Below are 24264 nucleotides of genomic sequence, written 5' to 3' on the forward strand. Positions count from 1 at the left end.
CCCGCCTCGGGCCCGAGGCGGGAGGGGTCAGTCGGTCTGGCGGCCCTCCACGAGCCGGTCGACGACGTCGGGGTCTGCCAGCGTGGAGGTGTCGCCGAGCGTGTCCGACGTGCCCTCGGCGATCTTGCGCAGGATGCGGCGCATGATCTTGCCGGACCGCGTCTTGGGGAGCGCGGGCGCGAACTGGATGGCCTCGGGCGCGGCGATGGGCGAGATCACGGCACGGACGTGGGCCACCAGCTCGGCGCGCAAGGCCTCCGTCGGCGCATGGTCGGCGCCGAGCGTGACGTAGGCGTAGATGCCCTGGCCCTTGATGGCGTGCGGCACGCCGACGACGGCGGCCTCGGCGACCGCCGGGTGCAGCACGAGCGCGCTCTCGACCTCGGCCGTGCCCATGCGGTGGCCGGAGACGTTGATCACGTCGTCCACCCTGCCCGTGATCCAGTACGTGCCGTCGGCGTCGCGGCGGCAGCCGTCGCCGGTGAAGTAGCGGCCGGGGAAGGCGGTGAAGTAGGTCTGGACGAATCGGGCGTGGTCGCGGTAGACGGTCCGCGCCTGGCCGGGCCAACTGTCCGTGAGCACCAGCAGCCCCTCGGCCTCGCCCTCCAAGGTGTGGCCATCGGCGTCGACGACGGCGGGCTGGACGCCCAGGAACGGGAGCCCGGCGGCGCCCGGCTTCTGGTCGACCGCGCCGGGCAGGCCGACGATCATGATGCCGCCGGTCTCGGTCTGCCACCACGTGTCGATGACGGGGCACCGGCCGTCGCCGACGACCTCTGAATACCACCGCCACGCCTCGGGGTTGATGGGCTCGCCGACGGTCCCGAGCAGGCGCAAGCTGGAGCGGTCGCGCGAGGTCACGAAGTCGTCGCCCCGGGCCATCAGCGCGCGGATCGCGGTTGGGGCGGTGTAGAACTGGGTCACGCCGTGGCGGTCGACCACGTCCCAAAACCGGCCGGCGTCAGGGAAGGTCGGGATGCCCTCGAAAAAGACCTGCGTGGCGCCGTTGACCATCGGCCCGAACACGATGTAGCTGTGGCCGGTAATCCAGCCGACGTCCGCGGTGCACCAGAAGACGTCGTCGGGCTGGAGGTCGAAGACGAGCTCGTGGGTGTAGCTGGCGTAGACGAGGTAGCCGCCCGTCGTGTGGACGACGCCCTTCGGCTTCCCGGTCGAGCCCGAGGTGTACAGGATGAAGAGGGGGTCCTCGGCGCCCATCTCGGCGCACGGGCACCTCGCGCCGACGGTCGCGGCGGCGTCGTGGAGCCAGGTATCGCGGTCGGTGGCCGGCACGTCGGCGCCGGTGTTCTTGACCACGAGCACGTGACGGACGGGCTGGCCCTGTGCCTCGGCCCGCTCGACGGCCGCGTCCACGTTCGCCTTCAGCGGGACGCGCTTCCCGCCGCGCCGCCCCTCGTCGGCCGTGATGACGACGTCGCTCGCGGCGTCGACCAGGCGGCCCGCGAGCGCCTCGGGGCTGAAGCCGGCGAAGACCACCGAGAAGATGGCCCCGATGCGCGCGCACGCCAGCATGGCGTAGGCGGCCTCGGGGATCATCGGGAGATAGATGGTGACGCGGTCGCCGCGCTCGACGCCGAGGGCCAGGAGGACGTTGGCGACGCGCTCCACCTCCGCGAGCGCGTCGGCGTACGAGATGCTGCGTGCGTCGTCGGTCGGGTCGTCGGGCTCGAAGATGAGCGCCGTCTTGTCGCCCCGACCGGCGGCCACGTGGCGGTCGAGCGCGTTGTGGCAGGCGTTGAGCGTGCCGTCTTCGAACCAGCGGATGTGCACGTCGCCGGGGCCGAAGCTCACGTCCCGGACGGTCTCGAAGGGCGTCATCCAATCGATGCGCCCGGCCTGCTCGCGCCAGAAACCCTCGGGGTCGTCGACTGAGCGCTGGTAGAGGGCGTCGAAGGCGTCGCGCGACGGGACGAGAGCCTGCTGGCGGAAGGCGTCGGAGGGGGCGATGCGGTCGGACACGGTCGGGAGGGAGATCGGAGGGGGGAGAAACCTAACGCGGTGCGGCGGCGACGCGGACGGTGACGAGCAGCTGGCCAAGGTGGCGCGTCGTGTGCTCGGCGGCGTGGACGAGCAGGCCGATGTGCGTCTGCGGAATCTGGGCGCGGCCGACGGACCGGGCGTCGGTGAGCGTGGCCGGGTCGGTGGCGCGGAGCTGGGCGAGCGCGGCGTCGACGCCAGCTGCGAAGGCGTCGGCGAGGACGTCGGGCGTGAGGGTCGGGTCGGGGACGCCCTCGGCCGCGAGCGCCGCCAATTGACGCTCGGTCAACGGCTCGCCGCGCGCGTAGGTCAGCATCCGGTCGAGGACGCCCGCGAGGTGCGCGAGGTGGAAGCCCGCCGACGCCGCGCCGCCGGGGCGGACCCACAGCGCGTCCGGCGGGAGTTCGGCGGCGAGCGCCGTCACCTCGGCGCGCGCCTGGACGAGCGCATGGGCGACGGGCTGCAGCAGCGCCGGGACGCCGTCGATCGGCCCGCTCAGCCAGGCCTCGCGCTCAGGCATGGGACCCCTCGTCCGGCCCCGCCATCTCCGCGCTGGAGAGCAGGCGCGGCGACCGGATCTGCTCGACCAGCCGCTGGACATGCGGCGGCGGCGGCGGCGTCGCCAGGCTCACCCCGACCGTCAGCGCGAAGTTGATCAGCATCCCGACCACGCCGATCCCCTGCGCCTTGATGCCCATGAAGGTCTCCAAGATGGGCGTCTCGCCGAACACGCCGGGCGCCACCACGTGCGCCCGCATCAGCACGATCATCACGAACGTGAACGCGAGCCCGGCCGCCATCCCGGTGATGGCGCCCTGCCGGTTGGCGCGCTTCCAGAAGATGCCCAGCACGATGGTCGGGAAAAACGACGCCGCGGCCAGCCCGAACGCGAAGGCGACCACCTCGGCCACGAATCCGAGCGGGTAGATCCCCAACACGCCCGCGACGAGCACGGCCACCAGGATCATCCAGCGCCCCATGCGCAGCCGCTGCGCGTCGTCGGCCCCGGGGTTGATGATCTCGCCGTAGATGTCGTGCGCCAGCGACGACGAAATGACGAGCAGCAGGCCCGAGGCGGTTGAGAGCGCCGCCGCCAGCCCGCCCGCGGCGACGAGCGCGACGATGAACGGCCCGAGCCCGGCGATCTCGGGCGTCGCCAGCACGATGATGTCGCGGTTGATGGCGTCCAAAAAGGCCGTCGCGTCGCCCGCGCTCGCGGCGATGGCGGCCGTGTCGATGAGCCCGGTCGCGGCCCAGCTCTGGACCCAGGCCTGCGCCAGGAAGCCATCGGTGCCGAGCGCCACGTACTGCTGCAGGATGGCCGTCTTGGCGAAGATGGCGATGGCGGGCGCCGTCAGGTAGAGCAGCGAGATGAACAGCAGCGCCCAGAACGCCGACCACCGCGCGTCGCGCACCGACTTGACGGTGTAGAACCGGACGATCACGTGCGGCAGCCCGGCCGTGCCGACCATCAGCGTGAGCGTGATGCAGACCACGTTCAGCATGTCGTTGTTGACGAACGGGCTCGAGTACGGGTCGAGGCCGAGGTCCTGCTGGAGCGCGTCCAGCATCGGGAGCGCGTCGCCGATGGCGACCTGGGGGAACGGGTTGCCGAACAGGAGCATCGCGATGGCGACGGCCGGGATCGTGTAGGCCACGATCAGCACGCAGTACTGGGCCACCTGCGTGTACGTGATCCCCTTCATCCCGCCCAACACCGCAAAGAAGGCGACGATCGCCATCCCGATCATCACCCCGACCTCGAACGGGACCTGCAGAAACCGGCTGAACGCCACGCCGACGCCGCCCATCTGCCCCGCCACGTACGTCAGCGACACGAAGAGGGCGGCGACGGCGGCGACCACGCGGGCGGCCCTCGAGTCGAACCGGGCGGCGACGAAGTCGGGCACGGTGTACTGGCCGAACTTGCGCAGGAATGGCGCCAGCAAGAGCGCCAGCAGCACGTAGCCGCCGGTCCAGCCCATGAGGTAGACGCTCCCGTCGTAGCCCTGGAACGAGATCAGCCCGGCCATCGAGATGAACGAGGCCGCGCTCATCCAGTCGGCCGCCGTCGCGGCGCCATTCGCGATGGCGGGGACGCCGTGCCCGGCCACGTAGAACCCCTCGGTCGAGGTGACGCGGCTGCGGTAGCCGATCCACAGGTAGGCGGCAAAGGTCACCCCGACGGTGACCCAGGTCCAGGCTTGGATGTCCATCAGTGCGCGGGCGGGGCGGGGGCGGTCGCGTCGGGCGCCTCCTCGAGCCCGGCCGCCCGGTCGGCGCGGTCGGACGTCCAGGCGAAGACCCAGATGAGGGCGACGAACACCAGGATCGAGCCCTGCTGCGCCATCCAGAAGCCGAGCGGGATGCCCCCCAGCGAGACCTCGTTGAGCAGGGGCGCCAGCCCGATGGACAGCCCGAACGCGACGACGGCCCAGATGGCCAGGAGGACGGCGGTCCGGCGGACCTGGCCATGCCAGTACTGCTCGCGGGTCATGAGGCAGAAGAGTGGGGGGTCAAATGCTACCGCCGTCCGTCCCGCCGTGCCCGGGGCCACCTGCCCGGCATGGAGCGCCTCCACGGGCGCTCCCCGCGATGGACCCCGGCGGGACCGGCGGCGGATCGGGGGAGGCCGGCGACGGAAGGGGTATGGCGATCTGCACGGCCCCCGCGCGCGGGGAGGATCTAGGCTTGCATCCGTCCCGCAAATCGACCCGTGTCCATCCCCCTCCGCTGTGCAGGGGCCCTCTTGCTCCTCGCCGCGTGCGACGCTGCCCCTTCCGAGACCGACCGGGCCGACGGCTGCCCGTTCCCGGTCCGCGGGTTCGCCCCAGCGCCGCAGCTGTTCCGTCCGGGCGAGGGCGACACCCTGCGGGTGGGCGAGCGGTTTTTCCTGAGCACGTTGTACAACGGGGAGCGGCTGGGCGGGAACCACGCCCTCGCCGTCGAGCGGGCGTTCACCCTGACGTGGACGCCCCCGTCGGGCGACGCGCCGCAGGTGCTCTACGAATGGGCGGGCACCCAGGGCCCAGAGGTGCCTACGACGCGGTTCATCGTGGAAGTGCTGACCACGCTCCGCTTCTCCGACGGGAGCCCGACCGCCGCGCAGCTCGACGGGGGCACGTTTGCCTTCGAGATCGCCGTCGATGTCGAGTCGGTCGCGTGCGGAGGGCTTGATCGGACCTCGCTCGTGACGCGCAACCGCGTGGCAGTCGAGTAGCGACCGGGCCGGTGGATCGGAGCCGCGGGCCTCGGCGTAGGCCGCCCTCTCCCCTCCCCTGCCATGGCCGTCCCCCCCTTCTTCCAGCGCGAGGTGCTCGACAAGAGCCACGACAAGCCCGTCGTGGTCGATTTCTGGGCCCCGTGGTGCGGGCCGTGCCGCACGCTCGGGCCCACCATCGAGAAGCTGGCGCGCGAGTCCGGCGGGCGCTGGCGGCTGGTCAAGGTCAACTCCGACGGCCAGCCCGAGTTGTCGCAGGCCTACGGCGTGCGTGGGATTCCGGCCGTGAAGCTGTTCGTCGACGGGGCCGTCGCGGGCGAGTTCACGGGCGCCCTGCCCGAGGCGCAGGTTCGGCGCTGGCTCGACGCCCACCTCCCGGCGGCCGGCTAGCGCCGCGCTCCGCTAGGCCCCGCGCCCCTGACAGGGTGTGCTGGGCGTCGCTGCGACAAGGGCGATGTGGCAAGGGGCACGAGGAGGCCCTCAGGAGGGCGCCTCTTTCCCCTTGCCACGCCCCCCTCCTTCCCGAAGCATCCGGAGGCGGCTCTAGACGAGCGGCCCGATCTCGACGGATCGGCGACCGACGGGCGACGAGGAGGCGCGAGCGGGCGACGGGGCGCTGGCGGGCGGCGGAGTGGCTCGGATGATCAGCGTCGGCGACGGCGACGGCGGGGCGGGCTCCTGCTCGAGCTGGACGCGGATGGTCAGCATGGTCTTGCCCAGGATCTGCGAGACGCGGGCCTCGCTGACCTCGAACACCTGCCCGATCTGCCGGAGCGTGAGGCCCTCGTCGTAATACATGGCCACCATCGCGCGCGTCCGTTGCGGGAGGTTCTCGATGACGGAGCGGGCGAGCGCGAGCGTGTGGTCGTGGTCGGCGCTGTCGAACCGGGCGTCGGCGTGGCCGACGGTGTCGTGAAGGCTGCCCCCGTCGTCGTAGGCGGGCGCGTCGAAGGAGAGCGCGAAGCGGGCCTGGGCCTCGACGAGCAAGCGGTCGTAGTCGGCGACCGAGATCCCCATCCGGGCGGCGATGTCGCGGTCGGGCGGCTCGGCGCCGCGCTCCTGGCGGAGCGCCTCGGCGACGCGCCCGGCCTCGGCCATCCGGCGGCGCTTGTCGAGCGAGAGCACGTCGAGCTTGCGGAGGTAGTCCACGATGGCGCCCCGCACCCGGAGGTAGGCGTACGTCATGAACTTGGCGCCGACGGAGGGGTCGTAGGAGTCGAGCGACTCCACGAGCGCGACCAGACCGGCACCTTCGAGGTCCTCGCGGCAGGCGAGCGGCGAGTCCGGGACGGGGACCTTCCCCGCGATCGAGCGGACGAGGGGGACGCCAGCGAGCACGGCGGCCTCGCGGTTGAGCGGGGTCGGCGCGGCGTGGTAGCGCTCGGCGAGGGTCTGGAGGTTGGACACGGATGGATTGGTGGGAGGAAGGAACAGGGCGCGGGGCTTAGGCCCGGGCGGGGAGCAGGGGTGCGAAGCTGGCCGCCAGCCCCGCGAAGGCCGCGCGGAGCGGCGCCGAGCGGTGGACCGCCGGCACTTGGTCGCGGGCGGCCCCGCGGACGTGGGCGTCGTAGGGGACGTAGCCGACGGGCGTCGGCGACTGGCCGAGGAACTGGGCGGTGAGCGCGCCGAACCGCTCGGCGGTCTGGGCCGCCTCGGCGTCGGCGTCGGCGGCGTTGACGACGGCGAGCAGGGGGTAGCTCGGGTTGGTGTGCCAGACGGCCTTGGCCAGGGCGTAGGCACCCGTCACGGCCGTCGGCTCGCCGACGACGACGAGGAGCCCGGTGTCGGACCGGTCGAGGGCCCACTGGACAGGGGCCTCCAGACCGGCGGGCGCGTCGATGAGCACCAAGTCGTAGCGCGCGATGGCGAGGTCGAGCACCTCGTCGAACGCGTCGTAGAAGGCGTCGCCCGAGTCCTCGAACCCGGCCGCGGTGCCCCCGCAGACGAGCGTCAGCCCGGAGGCTGTTTGGTGGAAGACACGTTCGGCGGCGACGGCGCCGCGGGCGACGGCCTCGACGCTGGCGGACGGCGCTTCGTTGAGGAGCGTCGCGCACGAGCTCTGGCACGGGTCGGCGTCGAGGAGGGCGACGGCGCACCCGTCGGCGACCAGCGTCTCGGCGAGGTTGACGGCGAGCGTGCTCTTGCCCGTACCGCCCTTGCCACTGACGACGGCGACGACGAGGCCTCGGGAGGGGAAGTCAAACATGGATCAGGCGGCGAGAGTGGAGGCAGGAGCGACGAGCGCCCACAGGTCGGAGGTGGGGGGCGCGGGGAGCGTCCGGGTGCGGTCGACGGGGAGCGGGCGCCACCGGGGGGCCGGCACACGGGGCGGCACGGGGGGGGCGGCCAGGTCCGACGTGGCGGGCTCTGGGAGCACAGGGGTCCCCGTCGAGAAGGCGGGGGAGACGGTCTGGGTCGGCGTCGGGGACGTGGTGGCCTCGGTCCGCAGCGGCCCGACAAGGGGGCCGAGCTCGACGTGGGAGAGCGGGGGCGCGGCGTCGGTGACGGGCGCGGGCTCGACGGCGCCGGGCGCGGCCGACACGAACCGGAGAGGGAGCGCGAGCGCGCGCGTCCAGCCGGCGGCGGCGGCGGGCGCCTCGTCGAGCCGTGTCAGCGCCAGGGCGTCGGGGCGCAGCCCGAGCGCGTCGAGCGTCCCGAGGGCCAGCGTCTGGCGCGACCGGGCGGCGCTGACCGCCAGCACCACCTCGACGGCACCGAGCGGCGCCAGCAGCTGACCCAGCCGGGCGACGGCGGGCGCGGCACGGACGGCGTCGAGCGAGAGCGCGGGCGTGTCGACGACGATCAGGTCGGCGTCGGCGAAGGTGCGGAGCGCGTCGCGAACCTCGTCGGCCGTGCGGACGACGGCGGCGGGGACACCGGCGGCCCAGAACTGAGCGGCGGCATCGGGCGCGTCGCCCTCGGCGACGACGATGGCGGCGGGGCAGCGAGCGGCAGAGAGGGCGGGCGTCCGGGCGAGGCCGAGCGCCAGCGAGGACTTCCCGTCGCCGGCCGGCCCGACGAACACGACCGGCGGGCGGGCGGGCGCAGGGACCGGGCGGACGGCGTCGAGCGCGGCTTCGAGGTCGGAGAGGCGAGCCTGAAGCGCGGCGAGGGCGGCGGCGCTGGCTACGGGCGCGGCGCCGGCGGCCGGCGTGGCGACGGGCTCAGGGCTGGCCGTTGCCGTGGGGCTGGCGGTCGCCGTGCCCTCGTCATCCTGGCTGCGCCGCCCTGTCTGTGCCTCCTCTCCCGTCGGGAGAGGAGACGTAGCCGGGAGAGCATCGCTGGTGCGGACGCTCGCCGCGGCCGCCGAGGCGGGGGCGGCCGAGGCGGGAGTGACCGAGCCGTCATCCGTGGGGACGTGGCGCGTCGTGTCTGCCGGGCTCGCGCCAACATTCGGGACGCCGCCGGCGAGGCCGAGGTCGGCGAGGAGCGCGGCGGCAACCGATTCCGTCGCGGCCGGACGGGCCTTCCGGGGGGCGCCGTAGCCGTAGACGCGGGGAGCCGGGGCCGAGGAGGCCACGACGGCCGGCTGCGTGGGCTGGGCCGGCGCAGCGCTCGGCACGTCGAAGGCGACCGTGACGGAGGCCGGGTCGCCGCCGACCGCCGGGGCGGACTGGAGCAGCACCACGTCGGCGCCGAACAAGCGGCGGGCGTCGGCGAGGGCGTCGCGGATGGACGGGCCGGTAAGCGTTTGGAGCGTCATAATCGGGCCTTAGGGCTAGGGCAGGCTGATCTGGGCCTCCACGTCGACCGGCGCTTCGGGCACCAGGTCCTGGTAGCTCAGCACGGCCACGTCGGCCACGGCCGGGTCGAGGAAGGCGAAGAGCGTGGCGCGGAGCACGGGGGAAGTCAGGAGGATGGGGGGCCGTCCGTCGGCGATCAGCGGGGTGAGTTGGGCGTCGGCCTCGGCCTGGAACCGGGCGGCGCGCTCGGGGTCGAGCCCGAGCGTGGCCGGGTTGAGTTCACCGGCCTGTGCTCTCTCTAGCAAGTGGTGCTCCAAGGCCGGGTCGAGGACGACGACGCGCAAGCGGCCGTCGGGCCCGGCGTAGTGCTCGGTGAGCGTCGGGGCGAGGGCGGCGCGGGCGAACTCGGTCAGCACCTCGGGGCTCTTGGTGGTCGCGGCGCGGTCCGCGAGCGCTTCGAGGATCAAGACGAGGTCGCGGATCGGGACGCGCTCGCGCAAGAGCCCCTTGAGGACGCGCTGGACGGCCCCGACGGAGAGCTGGTCCGGGACGAGCTCGGCGACGAGGGCGGGCGCCTGCTCCTGCACCTTGTCGAGCAGCTCGCGCGTGTTCTGGCGCGTCAGCAACGAGTGGGCGTGGATGCGGAACGTCTCCAAGAGGTGCGTCGCCACGACGGCGGGCGCCTCGACGGTCGCCAAGCCCAGGCGCTCGGCCTCGGGCAGGGAGCGCTCGGCCACCCAGACGGCGTCGAGCCCGAACGTCGGGTCCGTCGTCCGGATGCCCGGCGGGACCTCCTCGTCGGGGTCGAGCAACAGCGCGAGGTGGTAGCCCGGCAGGGCCTCGCCCTTGGCGACCGGGTTGCCGCGCAGCTTCACGACGTAGTCGTTCGTGCCCAGCGCCGCGTTGTCGCGGATGCGGACCGACGGGACCACGACGCCCATCTCGACCGCCAGCTGGCGCCGCAGCATCGCGACGCGCTCCAAGAGGTCGCCGCCCTGGTTCGGGTCCACCATGCCGATGAGCCCGTAGCCGACCTCCAGCTCGAGCTCGTCGACGAGCAGCAGGTCGACGGGCTCGGGCTCGGGCGTGGGGCCCGCCTCGGGCACATGGGCGTCGGCCTCGGCTTCGTCCGCGACGACGTTCGCGCGGCGCAGGGCGACAAAGCCGATGCCGCCGGCGAGCGCCCAGAACGGGGCGATCGGGAGGCCGGGCAGGACACCGAGGAGGGCCATGAAGGCGGCCGTCACGAAGAGCGCCTCGGGCCGGCCGAGCAGCTGGGCGCTCGCCTCGCCGGACAGGTTGCCCTGGCCCGAGGCGCGGCTGACGATCAGGCCGGCGGCCGTCGAGATCAGCAGCGCCGGGATCTGGCTGACGAGCCCGTCGCCAATCGACAGGAGCGTAAACGTCTGGGCCGCCTCGCCCGGCGTCATCCCGTGCTGGGCGACCCCGATGATGAGCCCGCCGATGACGTTGATGGCCGTGATGACGAGCCCGGCCATGGCGTCGCCGCGGACGAACTTCGAGGCGCCGTCCATGGCGCCGTAGAAGTCGGCCTCGCGCGAGACGTCGGAGCGGCGCTGCTTGGCCTCGTCCTCGCCGATGAGCCCGGCGTTGAGGTCGGCGTCGATGGCCATCTGCTTGCCGGGCAGGGCGTCGAGCGTGAACCGGGCGCCGACCTCGGCGATGCGGCCCGAGCCCTTCGTGATGACCACGAAGTTGATGAGCACCAGGACGAGGAAGACGATCGCGCCGACCACGTAATTCCCCGAGACGACGAACTCACCGAAGGCGTCGATCAAGGCGCCCGCCTTGGCCTCGCCCAGGATCAGGCGCGTCGAGGCCACGTTGAGCGACAGCCGGAAGAGCGTCGTGAGCAGCAGCAGGCCCGGGAAGATGCCGAAGTCGAGCGGGCGCTCGGCGTAGAACGCCGTCAGCAGCACGGCCAGGCTGATGGCGATGTTGGTCGCCAGCAGGAAGTCGAGGAGGAAGCCGGGCAGCGGCACCACCATCACGAACAGCACCAGCACGAGGCCGACGGCCGCGAAGACCTCGCCGTTGAGGCGGAAGACGGGGGGACGGTCGCTCACAGGGACGAGGTGGGGTCGGGGCACGTCGTCGTGCCGAGAGACGAGCGCGCGGCGCGCGGGGCGGTCCCCCGACCGGGACGGGCGGGGCACGGCGGCGAGCCGGGGCGGAGCCGAAAAGGGAGGCGCATCATGTCGTCCCTCGCTGGCGATAGACCTCGGCCAAGACCGCCGCGACGGCCTGGTAGAGCGCCTCGTCGATAAAGGCGCCCTCGTCGACGGTCGCGTGGAGCGCCCGCGCGAGGGGCACGTCCTCGACGGTCGGCACGCCGTGCTCGGCGGCCAGCTCCTTGATCCGGAGCGCGCGCTTGCGCGTACCCTTGACGAGCACCTTGGGGGCGGGCCCGTCGGCCAGGTCGTACTGCAGGGCGACGGCGTAGTGGGTCGGGTTGGTCACGACGACGTCCGCCTTGAGCAGGGCGTGGTCGAGGCGCGGCCCGAGCGCTCGCTCGCGGGCGATCGCGCGGCGCTTCCCCTTCAGCTGCGGGTCGCCCTCGGACTCCTTGCCCTCGTCCTTGACCTCCTTGAACGTCATCTTGAGGTCCTGGGTGTGCTTCCACTTGCCGAAGGCGTAGTCCGCGCCGGAGATGATGGCGAGCACGAGCAGCATCTGGGAGACGAGCCCGGCGGCCCACCCACCCGCCTCGCTGATACCGGCGTCGAGCGGGACCGCGTGGAGCAGCAGGATGTCGGGCAGCCACGCCTTGAGCGCGAGGTAGACGACGGGCCCGACGGCGACGACCTTCGCGAGCGCCTTGCCGAGCTCGAAGACGCCCTTCGAGGAGAACAGCCGCTTGGCGCCCGCCATCGGCGAGATCCGGCTGCCCTTGGGCTTCATGGGTTTGGTCGAGAACGTCCACCCGCTCTGGGCGATGTTGGCGCCGAGCGCGACCAGCATCAGCGCCAGGAAGAGCGGGCCGACAACTCGCACCACGTCGCCGCCGATGCCCGCCAGCACGACCGGCACGGAGGCCGGGGTGAGCACGGTGTCGGGGGCCTCGGCGAAGATCCGGGCCGTCATCTGGTGCAACGTGCCCATGCCGCCGCGGGCGCCGACGGCAAAGACGCCCATCGCCGTCGTCAGCAGGGCGACCGACGCCAGCTCGCGCGAGCGGTAGACGTTGCCGTCCTCCATCGCCTTCTTGAGGCGCTGGGGCGTCGCGTCGAACTGCTTGTCGCTGCGGTCGGGGGCGTCGGACATGGTGGGGGCCGGTGGAGGTCGCCCTCTTGCACGGCCTGTGCCACGCCCTCAGGCGTCCTCTGAGCCCCGATCGTGAGCCGGCTCGCGCGGCACATGGCGCCGGGCGCCGGAACGGTTTGCCGGGAGGCGCCGAGCGGCGGCGCTCCGGGCCGCCGCCTTGGCCGTCCCCGAGGCGGGCGGAGCTACGGCGCAATCGCGGCGAACAGCGCGTCGAGCCCGGCCGTCGCGCCCTCGACCAGGCCCGGCGCCAGCGGCACCAACGTGCCGACGAAGGCCGACGCGATGGCCATGCCCGCCAGCAACTTCAGCGGCAAGCTGATCGAGAACAGGTCCGCTTGCGGGACCACGCGCGCGAAGACGCCCAGCGCGACGTCGACCAGGAAGAGGGCCACCAGGAACGGCATCGCCAGGCGGACGGCCGTGACGAAGAAGCCGCCGGTCCACGACAGCAGGAGCGGCCCGCTGGCGGCCAAGTTGGCGCCGCCGAGCGGGACGGCCACGAACGAGCGCGCCAGCCCGGCGACCACGGCTTGCGGCCCGTCGAGCACGACGAACAGGAGCAGGAACAGCCAGGAGATCATCCGCCCAAGCGGGTTGGCCGACGAGCCGCTCATGGGGTCGTAGGCCTGGGCCATCGACAGGCTCATCTGGAACCCGATCATCTCGCCGGCGAACTCGACCGCCCAGAACACGAACCGGATGGCGTACCCCATCAGCAGCCCGGTCAGCGCCTCGGCGGCGACCGCCAGCAGGAAGCCCACGGGGTGGGCGACGTGGACCGGGAGCGGGCCGGTCGCGAACCCGGTCAGGATCAGGCTCAGCAGCACGCCCAGCAGCACGCGCGCCGTCACCGGGACCCCCTTCTGCCCGAACACGGGCGCCGACGTCAGCACGCCGCTCACGCGGGCGAACACGAGCGCGAGGCGGATGAGAGAGGCGGGGTCGAGGGCCATCGCTACGCGGGGACGCGGCACGAGGTACCGGGTACGGCGCACGCCGAGCCGTCTCTACCTACCTCGCACTGCGTACCGCGTACCCGCATTAGTGCGACACCTCGGCGATGGCGCGGAAGACCTCGCCCGAGAAGTCGGTCAGCATCTCCAGCATCCAGGGCGAGAGGAGGAACAGCACGGCGGCGACGGCGAGCATCTTGGGGATCATGCTCAGCGTCATCTCCTGGATCGAGGTCATGGCCTGGAACAGGCTGACGGCCAGGCCGACGGCGAGGGCCACGCCGAGCAGCGGGGCCGAAACGGTCAGCGCCAGCGTCAGCGCAGTCTGGGTCCAGTAGAGGGCGGTCTCGGGGGTCATGGCAAGGGGGCGGGCGCTAGCCCAGGTAGCCGCGGACGACGGACTCGACGATCAAGAACCAGCCGTCGGTAAGCACGAAGAGGAGCAGCTTGATGGGCAGCGAGATCATCACCGGCGGCAGCATCATCATGCCCATCGACATGAGCACGCTGGCGACGATGAGGTCGACGACCAGGAAGGGCAGGAAGAGCATGAACCCGATCTGGAAGGCCACCCGGAGCTCGGAGATGACGAAGGCCGGGACGAGCACGTGGAGCGGCACGTCGGCGGCGGCGGCAATCGGGGGGAGGTCGGCGAGGTCGAGGAAGAGGACGAGGTCCTTGTCGCGCGTATGCGCCAGCATGAACCCCTTGATGGGCTTCGAGGCCACCTCCAGCGCCTCGCGCTGCTCCAGCTCGCCGTTGAGGTAGGGCTGGAGGGCGCCCTCGTCGATCTCGGCGAAGACGGGCTGCATGACGAAGAACGTCAGGAAGAGCGAGAGCCCGATGATGACCTGTGTCGGCGGGCTCTGCTGCATGCCCATCGCCGTCCGCAGGATCGAGAACACGATGACGAGCCGCGTAAAGCTGGTCATCAGAATCAGGATCGACGGCGCCAGCGTCAGCACGGTCATCAGCAGCAGCAGCTGGACCGGGAGCGCGTAGTCGCCGTCGTCCGTCAGCGTGACGCCGGGGACGGGCGACGAGGCGCCGGAGACGCGGCCGACCCGCCGGGCCGGGGCCGTGCCCGTGCCGCCGTCAACGGGGGCCAGTTCGCGGGCGGCGGGCGCCAGCGGCTGGGTCGGCGCGCCGGCCTCGGCGTCAGCGACGGCCTGGTCGGTGATCTGCTGGGCGACGGTGAGGTCGTCGGCGGCGATGGCGGGCTGGGCGAGCGCGGGGGCCGCAAGGGCGAGCAGGAGGAGGAGGGCCGCGTTACGCATGGGCCCCGCCGAACTGAGGGAGGCCGGTCGGGGCGACGGTCCAGGGGAGGCTGGCGCTGGCGACCGGGGCGGCGGCCCGCGGGAGATCGGCGACGGCGGCGACCGGCGCTGCGCTGGCGGGCGGGGCAACGGGGGCGGCACTCGCGACCGACAAGTTCGGGGCGCTCGCCACGTCCGCCTCCGCCTGTTCCCCAGGGAGAGGAGATGGCGCGGGCGCGGGGCTGCTGGTGACCGGGGCGTCGCTGGCGACGGAGAGCGGGGGGCCGGCCAAGTCGGCCGCGTCCGCCAGCGCCCGGGCGAACGTGGGGTACGCGGCGGGCTCGGCCGGGGGGACGACCACGGGGCGTGGCGGGACCGTGAGGACGACGGGCGCAGGCGTCTGCGTGGCCGTCGCCGCCAACGGGTCGAGCTCCGCCAGCGCGGTGGCGCCGTCGAAACGGTCGCGAGGCCAGTGCCGCAGGACGCGGGCGCCGTCCGCAGCGACGCTCACGAGGAGCACCTCGTCGGCGCAGGCGACCAGTTGGAGGGCGGGCGTGGACCCCAGCGGCCGGCTCTCCAGCACGTCGAGGCGACGGGCCGCGGCGGTGGCAGGGCGGCGGCGGCGGAGCACCAGGGCACCCAGCCCGCCGCCCACCAGCAGGACGACGGCGAGCACGCGCCCGCTGGTCCAGGCGGCCGGATCGGAACGGGGGGCGGAAACGGCTTCCGCCGCGCCCTGCACATCCTGCCGGGCCGGCGGGGCCGGGCGCGACGGCCCGACCATCTTGCCAGCGACGAGGAGCGCCACCAGCAGCACCGCCAGGACGGCCGCCCGGCGCAGCGGGGCCCGATCGAGCGGGAGCGCGGCGAGTCGGGCGCGGAGGTCGGACGGAACGGTCATGCGGGCGGCGGCTGGGGCTGCCCTCCCAGTTGCCAACCGCGTGCCGGGGCAGGCGCCTCCGGGCCTGGTGGGGTGCGGCCACCTCGCGTTCGGGAGCGCCGACTCCACGTTCAGAAGCACCGACCTCTCACCTGAACGTGCCGGCCTCGCGTTCCGAGGCGCCGACCTCTGGCCCCGAGCCCCGACGCCGCTCTCGGAGGCGCTGCCCTCGTTGTGGGAGCGCCGAACTCCGCCTCGGCGACCGTTGGGACCCGGCGCTCAGAGCGGGGTCGTGCGCGCCCACGATAAAGAACGAGGGCGTGCCTCTCCCCTACCCCATCCGCTGGATGCGGATGCCGAACTGGCCGTCCACCACGACCGCGTCGCCGCTGGCGATGCGGCGGCCGTTGGCGTAGATCACGAGCGGCTCGCCGGCCAGCGAGTCCAGCTCGATGACGCTGCCCACCTCCAGCCCGGCGACTTGCGAAAGCGGCAGGCGGCGGCGGCCGAACTCGACCGTCAGCTCGATCTCGATGTCCGCCAGCATCCCTAGGGGGCCGAGCGGGGAGGCCCCGACGACGCCGTCTGGGCGGCCCGAGAGGTCGGGGAGCGCACCGAGGGGCTGCGCCTGCGGCGACGGGGCGGGGGGTGCTTGCGTTGGTGGAGCGGTGGCGGGGGCGTCGGTCGTCACGGGGTCGGGGGGATGTGGGGGAGGGTCAGGACTTCGAGGGCCATCCGGGTGCCGCGCGTGCCTGGGCGGGCGTCGAAGCGGAGCCGGTCGGCGATCCAGACCGGGGCGGGCGCGTCGTGCGTCCGGTCGAGCGGGATCACGTCGCCGACGGCCAGGGCGTGGATGTCGCCCACGGGCAGGCGCACGCGGCCCAGCTCGGCGCGCAGCTCCACCACCAAGTCATCGACCGGGGCCGGCTCGGGAGCCGCTGCGGGAGCGGGCTCGGCCATGCCGAGGAGGGCGCGGAGGGTGGGGACGGGGTAGGTCAGCGAGAGGCGCGTCGTCCCACCGCCCAGTTCGAGGGCCAGCGACGCGACCACGACGGGCGCCTCGTCCCCGCCGAGCAGGCGACGGACCCCCTCGGTCGTGACGCCCGCCAGCGCGGCCGGGACCGTGCCCCAGGCCTCGGCGATGGCAACGGACAGGCGCGGGAGCCAGTCCCGCACCACGATGGCCTCCTCGAGCGCCGAGAGCGGCCTCGGCGAGCTTCCGAGCGGGTCGGAGCCGCCGAGCTGGCGCTCGACCCAGAGCAGCGCGAGGTCGGCCGCGAGGTCGACGATCAAGGCGGGGCCACTGGAGCCGAGCCGGCCCGCGAAGGCGGCCATCGGCACGGTGCGGCTGTTGGTGACGTCTTGGGCCTGCACCTCGGCGACGCCCTCACAGCGGACCACGACCGGCTCGCCGAGCGCGTCGCCGAGCGTCGCCGCGAACCCTTCCGCGAGCTGGGCATGGGTCTCGGCGACCGTCCGGATCTGGCGGTCGGAGAACGCGACGGGGCGCGCGAAGTCGTACGGCTGCGCGTCGGCGGGATCCCGGGCGCGGACGAGGGGGGTGAGCTCTACGGACATGGGATGGGGGGGCGGCCGACGGACAGGCAAGGACTGGGCCAGACGCCGCACGCCCCCGCCGAGCCTACTGCAGCACGTACTGCGTGAAGTAGACCCGCGTGACCGGTCCGTCCTCCCCGAGCATGGTGTTGAATCGGGTGCGGATCTCGTCCTTGAGCGAGTCTCGGAGGGTGATGTCGGAGAGCCGCTCGACGGTCTCTGCACTGAGCAACTGGAGCACCGCGTCGACCGCCGCCGGCTGGAGCTCGTCGAGCCGGGCGAGCGTCTCGGCCTCCTCGGCCTCCACGCCCAGCTTGACCATCAGGTAGCGCCGCCCGCCCGTCCCCTTCGGGTTGACGACGACGGCGTCGAGCTCGGCGAACTGGCCGAACTCGACCGGGACCGGGGCCTGGGTCGAGTCCGCCGGTGCGCCGCCGGTGAGCTGGCGGAGCGCCTCGGGCTGGGCCACGGCGACCGCGCCGCCCGCGCCGACCAGCAGCGCGAGCGCGGGGATCAGGAAGGCCTTCTTGGAACGGGGGGCTTTGGCGGGGGCGTCAGCGTCGGGCATCGGTCAGCGGGGCGAGGTCGGCGTCGTCAGCGACGGCGGAGGAGCGGAAGAGAACGGAGATGCGGCGGTTGCGCGCGCGGCCTTCGGGGATGTCATTGGGCGCGCGCGGGCGGTGCTCGCCGAACCCGACGGCTGCGTATCGGTCGGGCGCGAGGGCCGACGAGTCCGCGACGAGGAACCGGACGACGGCGGCCGCGCGGGCCGCCGAGAGCTCCCAGTTCGAGGGGTAGACGGTCGACGCGATGGGCACGTCGTCGGTGTGGCCCTCCACCTCGACGCCGTAGGCCACCGACGCGCCGGCCGCGACGACGCGCAGGACGTCGGTGGCCGGGCCGTCGAGGGTGGCCGAGCCCGGGGCGAACCCGATGGAGTCGACGAAGGTGACGCGGATGCCGCGCTCGGACAGCGAGAGCTCGACGGCCTCGCCGAGCCCTTCGGCCTGGACACGCCGGGCGACCTCCTCGAACGCATCGGCCTCCTCGCGCGAGTCCTTCTCGGCGGCGATCCCCATGATGCCCGGGGCGATCCCCTCCTCCTGCATCATGCCGGTCCGGCCGGTGAAGTAGCTCAGCGCCTCCTCGAACTTCTTAACCTCGACCGACGACATCGCCACCAGCATCACGAAGAACGCCAGCAGCAGCGTCATCATGTCGCTGAACGTCGCCATCCAGAATGGCGCCGAGGGCTCTTCGTCTTCGAGGAGGGCGGGGTCCATGGCTTAGGCGGCGCGGCGGAGCGGGGCGGGGTCGTCGGCCTCGCCGTCGCCGCCGGTGTAGGGGGCCAGCTGCTGGGCGATGGCGCCGGGTGCCTCGCCGGAGAGCAGGCCGACCGCCCCGATGCGGATCATCTCGTGGGCCTTGGCGCGCGCCAGCATCTGGGACCGCGCCTTGCCGGCCATCGGCAGGAAGACGAGGTTGGCCAGGAGCGCGCCCCAGAACGTCGTGATCATGGCCACGGCCATCGCCGGGCCAATCGCGGCGGGATCGTTGAGGTTCTGCAGCATCTGGATCAGACCGATGAGCGTGCCCACCATCCCGAAGGCCGGGGCGTACATCCCGGCCTTGTTGAGGAACGACGTGAACATGACGCCGGGCAGGGCGGCCTCGCTGGCGAGCGTCCGCAGCGTGGCCTCGGCGCGCTCGGTGGGGACGCCGTCGATGGCCATCTCGAGAGCATTTTTCAGGATGGGGTCCTCGACCTCGACGAGCCGGGCGTCGAGCGCGAGCGGGCCGTCGCGGCGGGCCGTCCGCGCGAAGTCGGCGAGCTGCTCGGCGAGCGCGTCGTAGTCCGGCATGACGAACCCGAACAGCCCCTTCGCGCTCCCCAGGCACAGCTTCATCTCGTCCATCGTGAACGTGACCAGAAGCCCGGCGAAGGTCCCGCCCACCACGATCAGCAGCGACTTCGGGTCGAAGAAGGTGGAGGCCCCGTCGCCCATGGCGACGGAGCCAAACACGAGGACGAGACCGGCGACCAGGCCGATGGGGGTGGACTTTTCCATGGGTGCGGGGAGACATCCGCGTTCTCGAATCGTAGCGGGGCGGCTCCACGCCGCTCCGTTCGGACCCTGTGGGCAGGAACGCTCGCGTGCCGTACCGCCCGGCTGTTTGCCTCGCCACCCGCCCCTCGACGACGCCCGCCAGCGGGCGCGCGCCCCTCACGACAAACGGCGGCTCCGGAGACCACGTCCCGGAGCCGCCGTCGCGAAGCCGACGACTGGCTTATCGCTTGAGCTGGACCGTCTCCTGCAGCAGCTCGTCCGAGGTCGTGATGACCCGGGCGTTGGCCTGGTAGCTGCGCTGGGCGATGATCATCTCGGTGAACTCCTGGGCGAGGTCCACGTTGCTCGACTCGAGGGCGCCCGAAATGACGCCGGCCGAGATCTCCGATCCGGCGCGGCCGATCTGGAGATCGCCCGATGCCGCGGTGGTCGTGTAGAACCCGTCGCCGACCTGCGACAGCCCGTCGGGGTTGCCGACCATGCCGATGGCGAGCTGGGCAACGGGCCGGCGCTGGCCGTTCGAGAACGAGAGGACCAACGTGCCCGCCTGGTCGAACCCGAAGTCGACGAGCTCGCCGACCGCCGATCCGTTCTGGCTCTCGACGGCCGTGGTCGTAGAGCCGCCGTACTGCGTGACGGTCGTCAGGTCGAGGTCGAAGGCGAGCGCCGAGCCGTCCGGGAAGGCGCCCGTGATGTCGACGTCCCCGCCGGTCAGGAGCTTGCCGTCGGTGTCGAAGGTGAGGTCGCCGTTGGCGATGGTCAGGTCGGTCTCGGTGTCGCCGTCGATGAGCTTGGCGCCGGTGACCGACCACGCGCCCTCGGCCGTCTTCTCGACCTCGAACACCGCCGTGTAGGCGCGGCCCGTGCCGTCGTAGATGACCGACGACATCGTCACCGGGTCGTCGGGGTCGATGGCCCGGTCGGAGGCGAGGTTGCCCGCGACCGTGATCTCGCTGGTCTGGACGGGCGGGTCGCTCGCGTTCGGGTCCACCTGAATGTCGTCGAGCGCGCCCGTCTGGATGGTGCCGTTGGGGCCCGCCAGCCAGCCCTGCACGCGCAACCCGCCGGTCGTCACCAAGAACCCGTCGGCGTCGAAGAGCGTGGCGCCGTTGCGCGTGAGCACGTTGCCCTGGGCGCTGGAGGCCACAAAGAACCCGTCGCCCGCGATGGCGAGGTCGGTGGCGAGGTCGGTGTACTCGAGGGCGCCCTGGCTCCAGACCTGGTCGACGGCCGAGACGGACACGCCGTTGCCGACGTCGGAGGTCATAGAGGTGTTCTGACCGGTGAGCCGGCCGCCCGTCGAGACGTTCTGGGCGAGGGCGTCCTGGAACAGGACGCGGGAGCGCTTGAAGCCCGCCGTGTTGACGCCGGCGATGTTGTTGCCGATGACGTCGAGGCGGAGCTGGCTGCTGCGGAGACCGGTGATGCCGGTGCGGAGGGAGCGAATCATGTGAGCGGGAGGATGGGCCGGACGGGAGCGTCGCGGCGGGGGCCCTGGCCCCGGACGGGGCGGCCTCGGACGAGGCGGGGAGCGGGTCGGGAGAATGCAGAAAGCGCCGGGGCGGCGCGGTCGGTCAGGTCGGCGGTCGGGTCATGGGCGCTACGGGGAGAGGTCGAAGGTGCCCGCCGAGTCCGGCCGGGTGAGGCCGGACGCGGGCGATGCGGGCGGCGCGCCGGGCAGGACGGACAGCAGGTCGGCAAAGGGAATCGGGCGGCCATCGACCCAGAGGAAGACGCCGTCCCCCTCGATGGTCAGCCGGTCGACGGTGCCCCTCGTGACGGCCGTGGCCGGGGCGGCCGCGCCGTCGGCGCCGACGGCCGAGACGCTGACGGAGTAGGTGCCGTTGGGAGCGGCGGACCCATCGTCGAGCGAGCCGTCCCACTCGATCGTCAGGCCACCGGCGGCGTGGCCGCCGGCACGGAGCGTGCGAACGACCGCCCCGCTGGCGTCGCGGACGACGGCGGTGACCTCACGGACCTCGGCGCCTACACGGACGGGGATGTCGACCGGCGCGCCACCGCTCCACTCGACCCTCGCGCCGCTCATCTCGACCGTCTGGCCGATTAGCGCCGTCGCCGAGCCGAGGTCGATCCGGCTGGAGAGCCGGCCGGCCATTGCCGACTGCCCGGCCTGGAGCCCCTGGACGCCCGACGTCAGCCCGGAAAGCAGACGGGCCTGCCCCTGGACGGACTCGTTGATGCTCGTGAGCTGCTCGACGGTGGAGAACTGGGCCAGCTGGGCGGCGAACTCGTGGCCGTCCTGCGGGTTCGTCGGGTCCTGGTTGCGGAGCTGAGCGACGAGCAGTTGCAGGAACTCGTCGCGCCCCAAGTCGGGGCCGCCGAGGGCGCCGGCTGTGGAAGCCGAGGTCGTGGGGGTGGTCGCGGAGGAAACGGTCATGGAGGCAGGGGGCTTAGCCGAACCACTCGTAGCGGCCGGTGACGACCGGGGCGGGCGAGGGCGTGGGGGTGGACGAAGTCGGGTCGGGCGGGCCGGGGCCACCGTGACCACCGTGCGGGCGGTCACCGGGAGAGCCGGAGGCGTCGCCGTCGGCACGTCCGTCGGCACGTCCGTCGGCGGAGGCCGCCGAGGCGTCGGCGATGGTGAGGCGGACCGGCTCGCCGAAGTGGGCGTCGAGCACCTCGCGGAGCTGGGCGGCGTGGGCGCCCGCCAGCGCCTGGAGGTCGGGGTCGCTGAACCGGACCGACACGGCGACGCCGTCGGCGCCGGAGGCGGCCTGCAAGCGGACCGAGCCGCCGTCGGGGAGGTCGAGCCGCACGGCCCGGCCCCCGGCGGCGTCGAGCGCGCGGCCCCACGCGGGAGCGGCGAGCCGGGCCGGCGCCTCGGCGCGGGTCGTCGCGGAAGGGGAGGAGGATGCGGCGCCACCGACGACCCCGTCGGGGCCTTCGGCCAGGCTGGCGTCCGGCGCCCCGAGCTCGGCCTCGTCGCTGGCGACGGCCGCCAGCGCGGCGGCAACCTCAGCGGCGGGCATCGGCCCGGGGGCAAGCCCCGCGCTCCGCACGGACGGTGCGGTCGGGAGGGGCTGCGCGGATGGAGCGTGTGCGTCGACGTCGCCCGACTGGGCGGAAGCGGGGACGGACCGGGACGCCGGGGGATCGCCCACCGGTGCGTCGATCTGGGCGGAGCGGCTCGCCGGGTCGCGCCGGGTCGGCACGGCCGCCTCGCGGAGGGCGTCGGCGACGGCTTGCGGGGCCGTGCGCACGTCGCCCCCGGAGGGCGCCGGCGTCGTCTCGGAGGAGCTTCGCGTCGCGGGAGTCTTTCCGGACTCCGGAGACGGCGTGGACGCTGGGGACGGAAGTGGGCGGTGGGTCGTCGAGGGAACCTCCGCGAGCGGGCCACGGGTATCGCCGCGCAGGCCCGTCGATGCAGGGGTATCCGCCAGCGGGCCACGCGTGTCGCCGCGGGGATCAGGGGAGGGCAGGGCGTCTGCCAGAGGCTGCGCGCGAACCCGACTCGTCGGCTCCGGCGCGGACGGGGTCTGGACGGACCCATCCGAGGGCCTCTCCCCTCCCTCAGCGGCCCGTGCCGACGGGCCTGCGGCGTTCAGCGAGGCGTCGGCGGCTGCACCCGTGCCGGGCGCGGACGACGAGACGCTTCCCTTTGCGAGCGGCACCTCGGTCGCGTGCGTTCTGCGGTCGGGCGAGGCGGCCGGGGGAGGCGGATTCCCCCGCTGTGTCGTGGACTCCGGAGCATTCGCCGGGTCACCGGTGGCCCGCTGCGAAAGGCCCGCCAGCGCTGCGCTCGGGTGCTCCTCCGCCACCGTCTTGCCGGGGACCGGCGTTTGATCGCCCGACGCCGCGCGACGGGTACCCGAGGAGGTCATCATCTCCGGGACCTGCCCAATGTCCGAGGCCGCCGCATCCTCGCCTGCAGCGGGGAGCGCCGTGGACGCGTCCTCCGCGTGCGCGGTGCCATCCGGCACTTCCTCCCCCACCGTGTCGGCAGCGACAACGGCCGCCTCGTCGTCGGCCGACGGGCCGGGCTGCGGGGTGAGGCCGGGGAGGCCGTCCACCGAGGTCGAAAGCCCCTCCAGCGGAAGCGAGACGGCCGACGACTGGAGCCCGCGCCCGTCCAGCGGGTACGCATGGCTCTCCGGCGGCGCCTCGGGATGCGCCTCGGACGGCGCAGCGGGCGGCGCGGGCGGGCTCGAGGAGGCCGACAACAGGGCACCGAAGCCCGGGGCGGGAGCAGGAGCGTCGGCGGAGGCAGCGGAGGGCGCGCCGAGTGCGGAGAGCGTGTCGAGGGCGGGCATCATCGGGAGGCGGTGGTGTCGGCGGCCGAGGCGAGGTGGACGGGGGCGCTGCCGGGGAGGCGGTGGCGCACGAAGGCGGCGGCCTGGGCGGGCGTCAGCGCGTCGAGCAGGCGGCCTCGGTTGCGGGCGGAGGCGGCGTCGTAAAGGCGCACGAAGGAGCGGCCGTCCAAGCGCTGGACGACGGCTGCCAGCGGGTCGTCCTCCATCTTGGCCAGCGTGGTCGCCAACTCGGCGGTCACCTGCATGTCGGCGGCGGTGGCTTCGGCGTCGGCCCCCGTGGCGTCCACGTCGCGGGCGTCGATGACGCGGCGCAAGGAGTCGGCCTGGGACTCGGCCTCGGCCAAGCGCCGCTGGAGCGTGGCGAGCTCGTCGGCGATCGCATCGACCTCGGCGGCCGCGACGGGGGCGCTCGCGCTGGAGTCGGCACGTGCCTCGTCGTCGGACGTCTGGCCGGGCAACCCGCCCCGAAGGAAGAGGACGCCGACGGCGAAGAACATGCCGGTCAAGCCGACGGTGAGCAAGAGCGTCTTCATCGGGCACGGAGGGTGGCGAGGTCGTCGAGCTCGGCGATCTCGGCGCGGGCGGCGTCGGCGCGGTGGGTCTCGGCGGCGGCGTCGCGGAGCGCGTCCACGGCTTGGTGCTGGCGGAGCGCACTGGCCAGGGCGGTCCGGGCCTCGCGCTCGTCGGCGAGGGCGCGCTCGGCGGCGGCGGCGGTGGCGGCCTCGGCGCGGCGCAAGCGGTCGCGGTGGGCCGCCTGCCCGCCGAAGGCCGCGACGGTCGTCGTGTCGGTCGGCGCCAGCGCGGCGTCGAACGCCTGGGCGGCTCGGTCGGCGATGGCCTCGGCCGTCCGCCGTGTGGCGACGGCGGTACCCAGCGTTTCGCGCGCGGTGTCGACCGACCGCTCGCGCAGGCGCAGGACGGGGTCGAGGGGGAAGCGGAAGCGGGAGCGAGCCATGGGGGAGGCGAAATGCGAGAAGAGGGAGGGACGAGAAGAGGAGAGGGTGCTCGTTGGCAGCCCTCTATCCCTCTTCTCTACTCGCCCGCTCCTCAGCCCGAAGGCGAGGACGGTGCAGACGGACGGCGGCGGGTGAG

General features: G+C 73.4%; 25 protein-coding genes. 2 read left to right on the plus strand and 23 right to left on the minus strand.

The genetic code is table 11. The features are described from left to right. Nucleotides 1–27 precede the first annotated feature (27 nt). From acs to ACLII4_RS01135, 4 genes are read right to left on the minus strand one after another with little or no spacing between them, the layout of a single operon-like run. Nucleotides 28–1980 (minus strand): acetate--CoA ligase, encoded by a 1953-nt coding sequence (acs, locus tag ACLII4_RS01120; RefSeq protein ID WP_412069046.1) that lies wholly within the window; start codon nt 1978–1980, stop codon nt 28–30. A 31-nt stretch (nt 1981–2011) separates the two neighbouring features. Then, nucleotides 2012–2518, minus strand: coding sequence for a DinB family protein (locus ACLII4_RS01125; protein WP_412069047.1), 507 nt, complete (start codon nt 2516–2518; stop codon nt 2012–2014). Next, nucleotides 2511–4214: a sodium:solute symporter family protein gene (locus ACLII4_RS01130; RefSeq protein ID WP_412069048.1), complete on the minus strand. Its 1704-nt coding sequence runs from the start codon at nt 4212–4214 to the stop codon at nt 2511–2513. The genes ACLII4_RS01125 and ACLII4_RS01130 overlap by 8 nt, the downstream gene beginning before the upstream one ends. Then, nucleotides 4214–4495 carry a DUF4212 domain-containing protein gene (locus ACLII4_RS01135; protein WP_412069049.1) on the minus strand — a complete coding sequence of 94 codons (282 nt, stop codon included), beginning with the start codon at nt 4493–4495 and terminating at the stop codon, nt 4214–4216. The genes ACLII4_RS01130 and ACLII4_RS01135 overlap by 1 nt, the downstream gene beginning before the upstream one ends. 219 nt (nt 4496–4714) lie before the next feature. Between ACLII4_RS01135 and ACLII4_RS01140 the strand changes: the two genes are divergently transcribed. Together ACLII4_RS01140 and ACLII4_RS01145 are read left to right on the plus strand one after the other, a co-directional pair. Beyond that, entirely contained in the window at nt 4715–5218 is a 504-nt protein-coding gene (locus ACLII4_RS01140; RefSeq protein ID WP_412069050.1) for a hypothetical protein, read from the plus strand. A gap of 63 nt (nt 5219–5281) precedes the next feature. Then, the gene (locus tag ACLII4_RS01145; protein WP_412069051.1) at nt 5282–5608 is read left to right on the plus strand and encodes a thioredoxin family protein; all 327 of its coding nucleotides are present in this window, start codon (nt 5282–5284) and stop codon (nt 5606–5608) included. A 153-nt stretch (nt 5609–5761) separates the two neighbouring features. Here the strand turns inward: ACLII4_RS01145 and ACLII4_RS01150 are convergent, their stop codons facing one another. From ACLII4_RS01150 to ACLII4_RS01240, 19 genes are all read right to left on the minus strand, one after another. Further along, nucleotides 5762–6625, minus strand: coding sequence for a sigma-70 family RNA polymerase sigma factor (locus tag ACLII4_RS01150; RefSeq protein ID WP_412069052.1), 864 nt, complete (start codon nt 6623–6625; stop codon nt 5762–5764). Nucleotides 6626–6662: 37 nt separating this feature from the next. Next, on the minus strand, nt 6663–7424 hold the full coding sequence (locus ACLII4_RS01155) for a MinD/ParA family protein (RefSeq protein ID WP_412069053.1): 762 nt from the start codon (nt 7422–7424) through the stop codon (nt 6663–6665). Between the two features lie 3 nt (nt 7425–7427). After that, nucleotides 7428–8921, minus strand: coding sequence for a hypothetical protein (locus ACLII4_RS01160; RefSeq protein ID WP_412069054.1), 1494 nt, complete (start codon nt 8919–8921; stop codon nt 7428–7430). A gap of 15 nt (nt 8922–8936) precedes the next feature. Next, a complete protein-coding gene (flhA, locus tag ACLII4_RS01165; RefSeq protein ID WP_412069055.1) occupies nt 8937–11078 on the minus strand; it encodes a flagellar biosynthesis protein FlhA in 2142 nt (713 codons plus the stop codon). Nucleotides 11079–11115: 37 nt separating this feature from the next. Next, complete coding sequence (locus ACLII4_RS01170; protein ID WP_412069056.1) at nt 11116–12186, minus strand: flagellar biosynthesis protein FlhB; 1071 nt, start codon at nt 12184–12186, stop codon at nt 11116–11118. A 182-nt stretch (nt 12187–12368) separates the two neighbouring features. Continuing rightward, the gene (gene fliR / locus ACLII4_RS01175; RefSeq protein WP_412069057.1) at nt 12369–13139 is read right to left on the minus strand and encodes a flagellar biosynthetic protein FliR; all 771 of its coding nucleotides are present in this window, start codon (nt 13137–13139) and stop codon (nt 12369–12371) included. A gap of 88 nt (nt 13140–13227) precedes the next feature. Further along, a complete protein-coding gene (fliQ, locus tag ACLII4_RS01180; protein ID WP_412069058.1) occupies nt 13228–13497 on the minus strand; it encodes a flagellar biosynthesis protein FliQ in 270 nt (89 codons plus the stop codon). Between the two features lie 16 nt (nt 13498–13513). Further along, on the minus strand, nt 13514–14416 hold the full coding sequence (gene fliP / locus ACLII4_RS01185) for a flagellar type III secretion system pore protein FliP (protein WP_412069059.1): 903 nt from the start codon (nt 14414–14416) through the stop codon (nt 13514–13516). Continuing rightward, nucleotides 14409–15296 carry a flagellar biosynthetic protein FliO gene (locus tag ACLII4_RS01190; RefSeq protein WP_412069060.1) on the minus strand — a complete coding sequence of 296 codons (888 nt, stop codon included), beginning with the start codon at nt 15294–15296 and terminating at the stop codon, nt 14409–14411. Before ACLII4_RS01190 ends, fliP begins: the two co-directional genes overlap by 8 nt. A gap of 310 nt (nt 15297–15606) precedes the next feature. Next, on the minus strand, nt 15607–15966 hold the full coding sequence (locus ACLII4_RS01195) for a FliM/FliN family flagellar motor switch protein (RefSeq protein WP_412069061.1): 360 nt from the start codon (nt 15964–15966) through the stop codon (nt 15607–15609). Next, entirely contained in the window at nt 15963–16853 is an 891-nt protein-coding gene (locus ACLII4_RS01200) for a FliM/FliN family flagellar motor switch protein (protein ID WP_412069062.1), read from the minus strand. Before ACLII4_RS01200 ends, ACLII4_RS01195 begins: the two co-directional genes overlap by 4 nt. Nucleotides 16854–16917: 64 nt before the next feature. Continuing rightward, nucleotides 16918–17400 carry a flagellar basal body-associated protein FliL gene (gene fliL, locus ACLII4_RS01205; protein WP_412069063.1) on the minus strand — a complete coding sequence of 161 codons (483 nt, stop codon included), beginning with the start codon at nt 17398–17400 and terminating at the stop codon, nt 16918–16920. After that, on the minus strand, nt 17387–18115 hold the full coding sequence (locus ACLII4_RS01210; RefSeq protein WP_412069064.1) for a flagellar motor protein MotB: 729 nt from the start codon (nt 18113–18115) through the stop codon (nt 17387–17389). The genes fliL and ACLII4_RS01210 overlap by 14 nt, the downstream gene beginning before the upstream one ends. A 3-nt stretch (nt 18116–18118) precedes the next feature. After that, entirely contained in the window at nt 18119–18901 is a 783-nt protein-coding gene (locus ACLII4_RS01215; RefSeq protein WP_412069065.1) for a motility protein A, read from the minus strand. 220 nt (nt 18902–19121) lie between these two features. Then, on the minus strand, nt 19122–20351 hold the full coding sequence (locus ACLII4_RS01220; protein WP_412069066.1) for a flagellar hook protein FlgE: 1230 nt from the start codon (nt 20349–20351) through the stop codon (nt 19122–19124). A 150-nt stretch (nt 20352–20501) separates the two neighbouring features. Then, nucleotides 20502–21299, minus strand: a complete 798-nt coding sequence (locus tag ACLII4_RS01225) for a flagellar hook assembly protein FlgD (protein WP_412069067.1) — start codon at nt 21297–21299, stop codon at nt 20502–20504. A 13-nt stretch (nt 21300–21312) separates the two neighbouring features. Next, entirely contained in the window at nt 21313–22122 is an 810-nt protein-coding gene (locus ACLII4_RS01230) for a hypothetical protein (protein WP_412069068.1), read from the minus strand. A 1049-nt stretch (nt 22123–23171) separates the two neighbouring features. Continuing rightward, nucleotides 23172–23705 (minus strand): hypothetical protein, encoded by a 534-nt coding sequence (locus tag ACLII4_RS01235; protein ID WP_412069069.1) that lies wholly within the window; start codon nt 23703–23705, stop codon nt 23172–23174. Next, nucleotides 23702–24127: a hypothetical protein gene (locus tag ACLII4_RS01240; RefSeq protein WP_412069070.1), complete on the minus strand. Its 426-nt coding sequence runs from the start codon at nt 24125–24127 to the stop codon at nt 23702–23704. The genes ACLII4_RS01235 and ACLII4_RS01240 overlap by 4 nt, the downstream gene beginning before the upstream one ends. Nucleotides 24128–24264 lie beyond the last annotated feature (137 nt).

This window comes from Rubrivirga aquatilis, from assembly GCF_046845665.1.
GTDB lineage: Bacteria > Bacteroidota > Rhodothermia > Rhodothermales > Rubricoccaceae > Rubrivirga.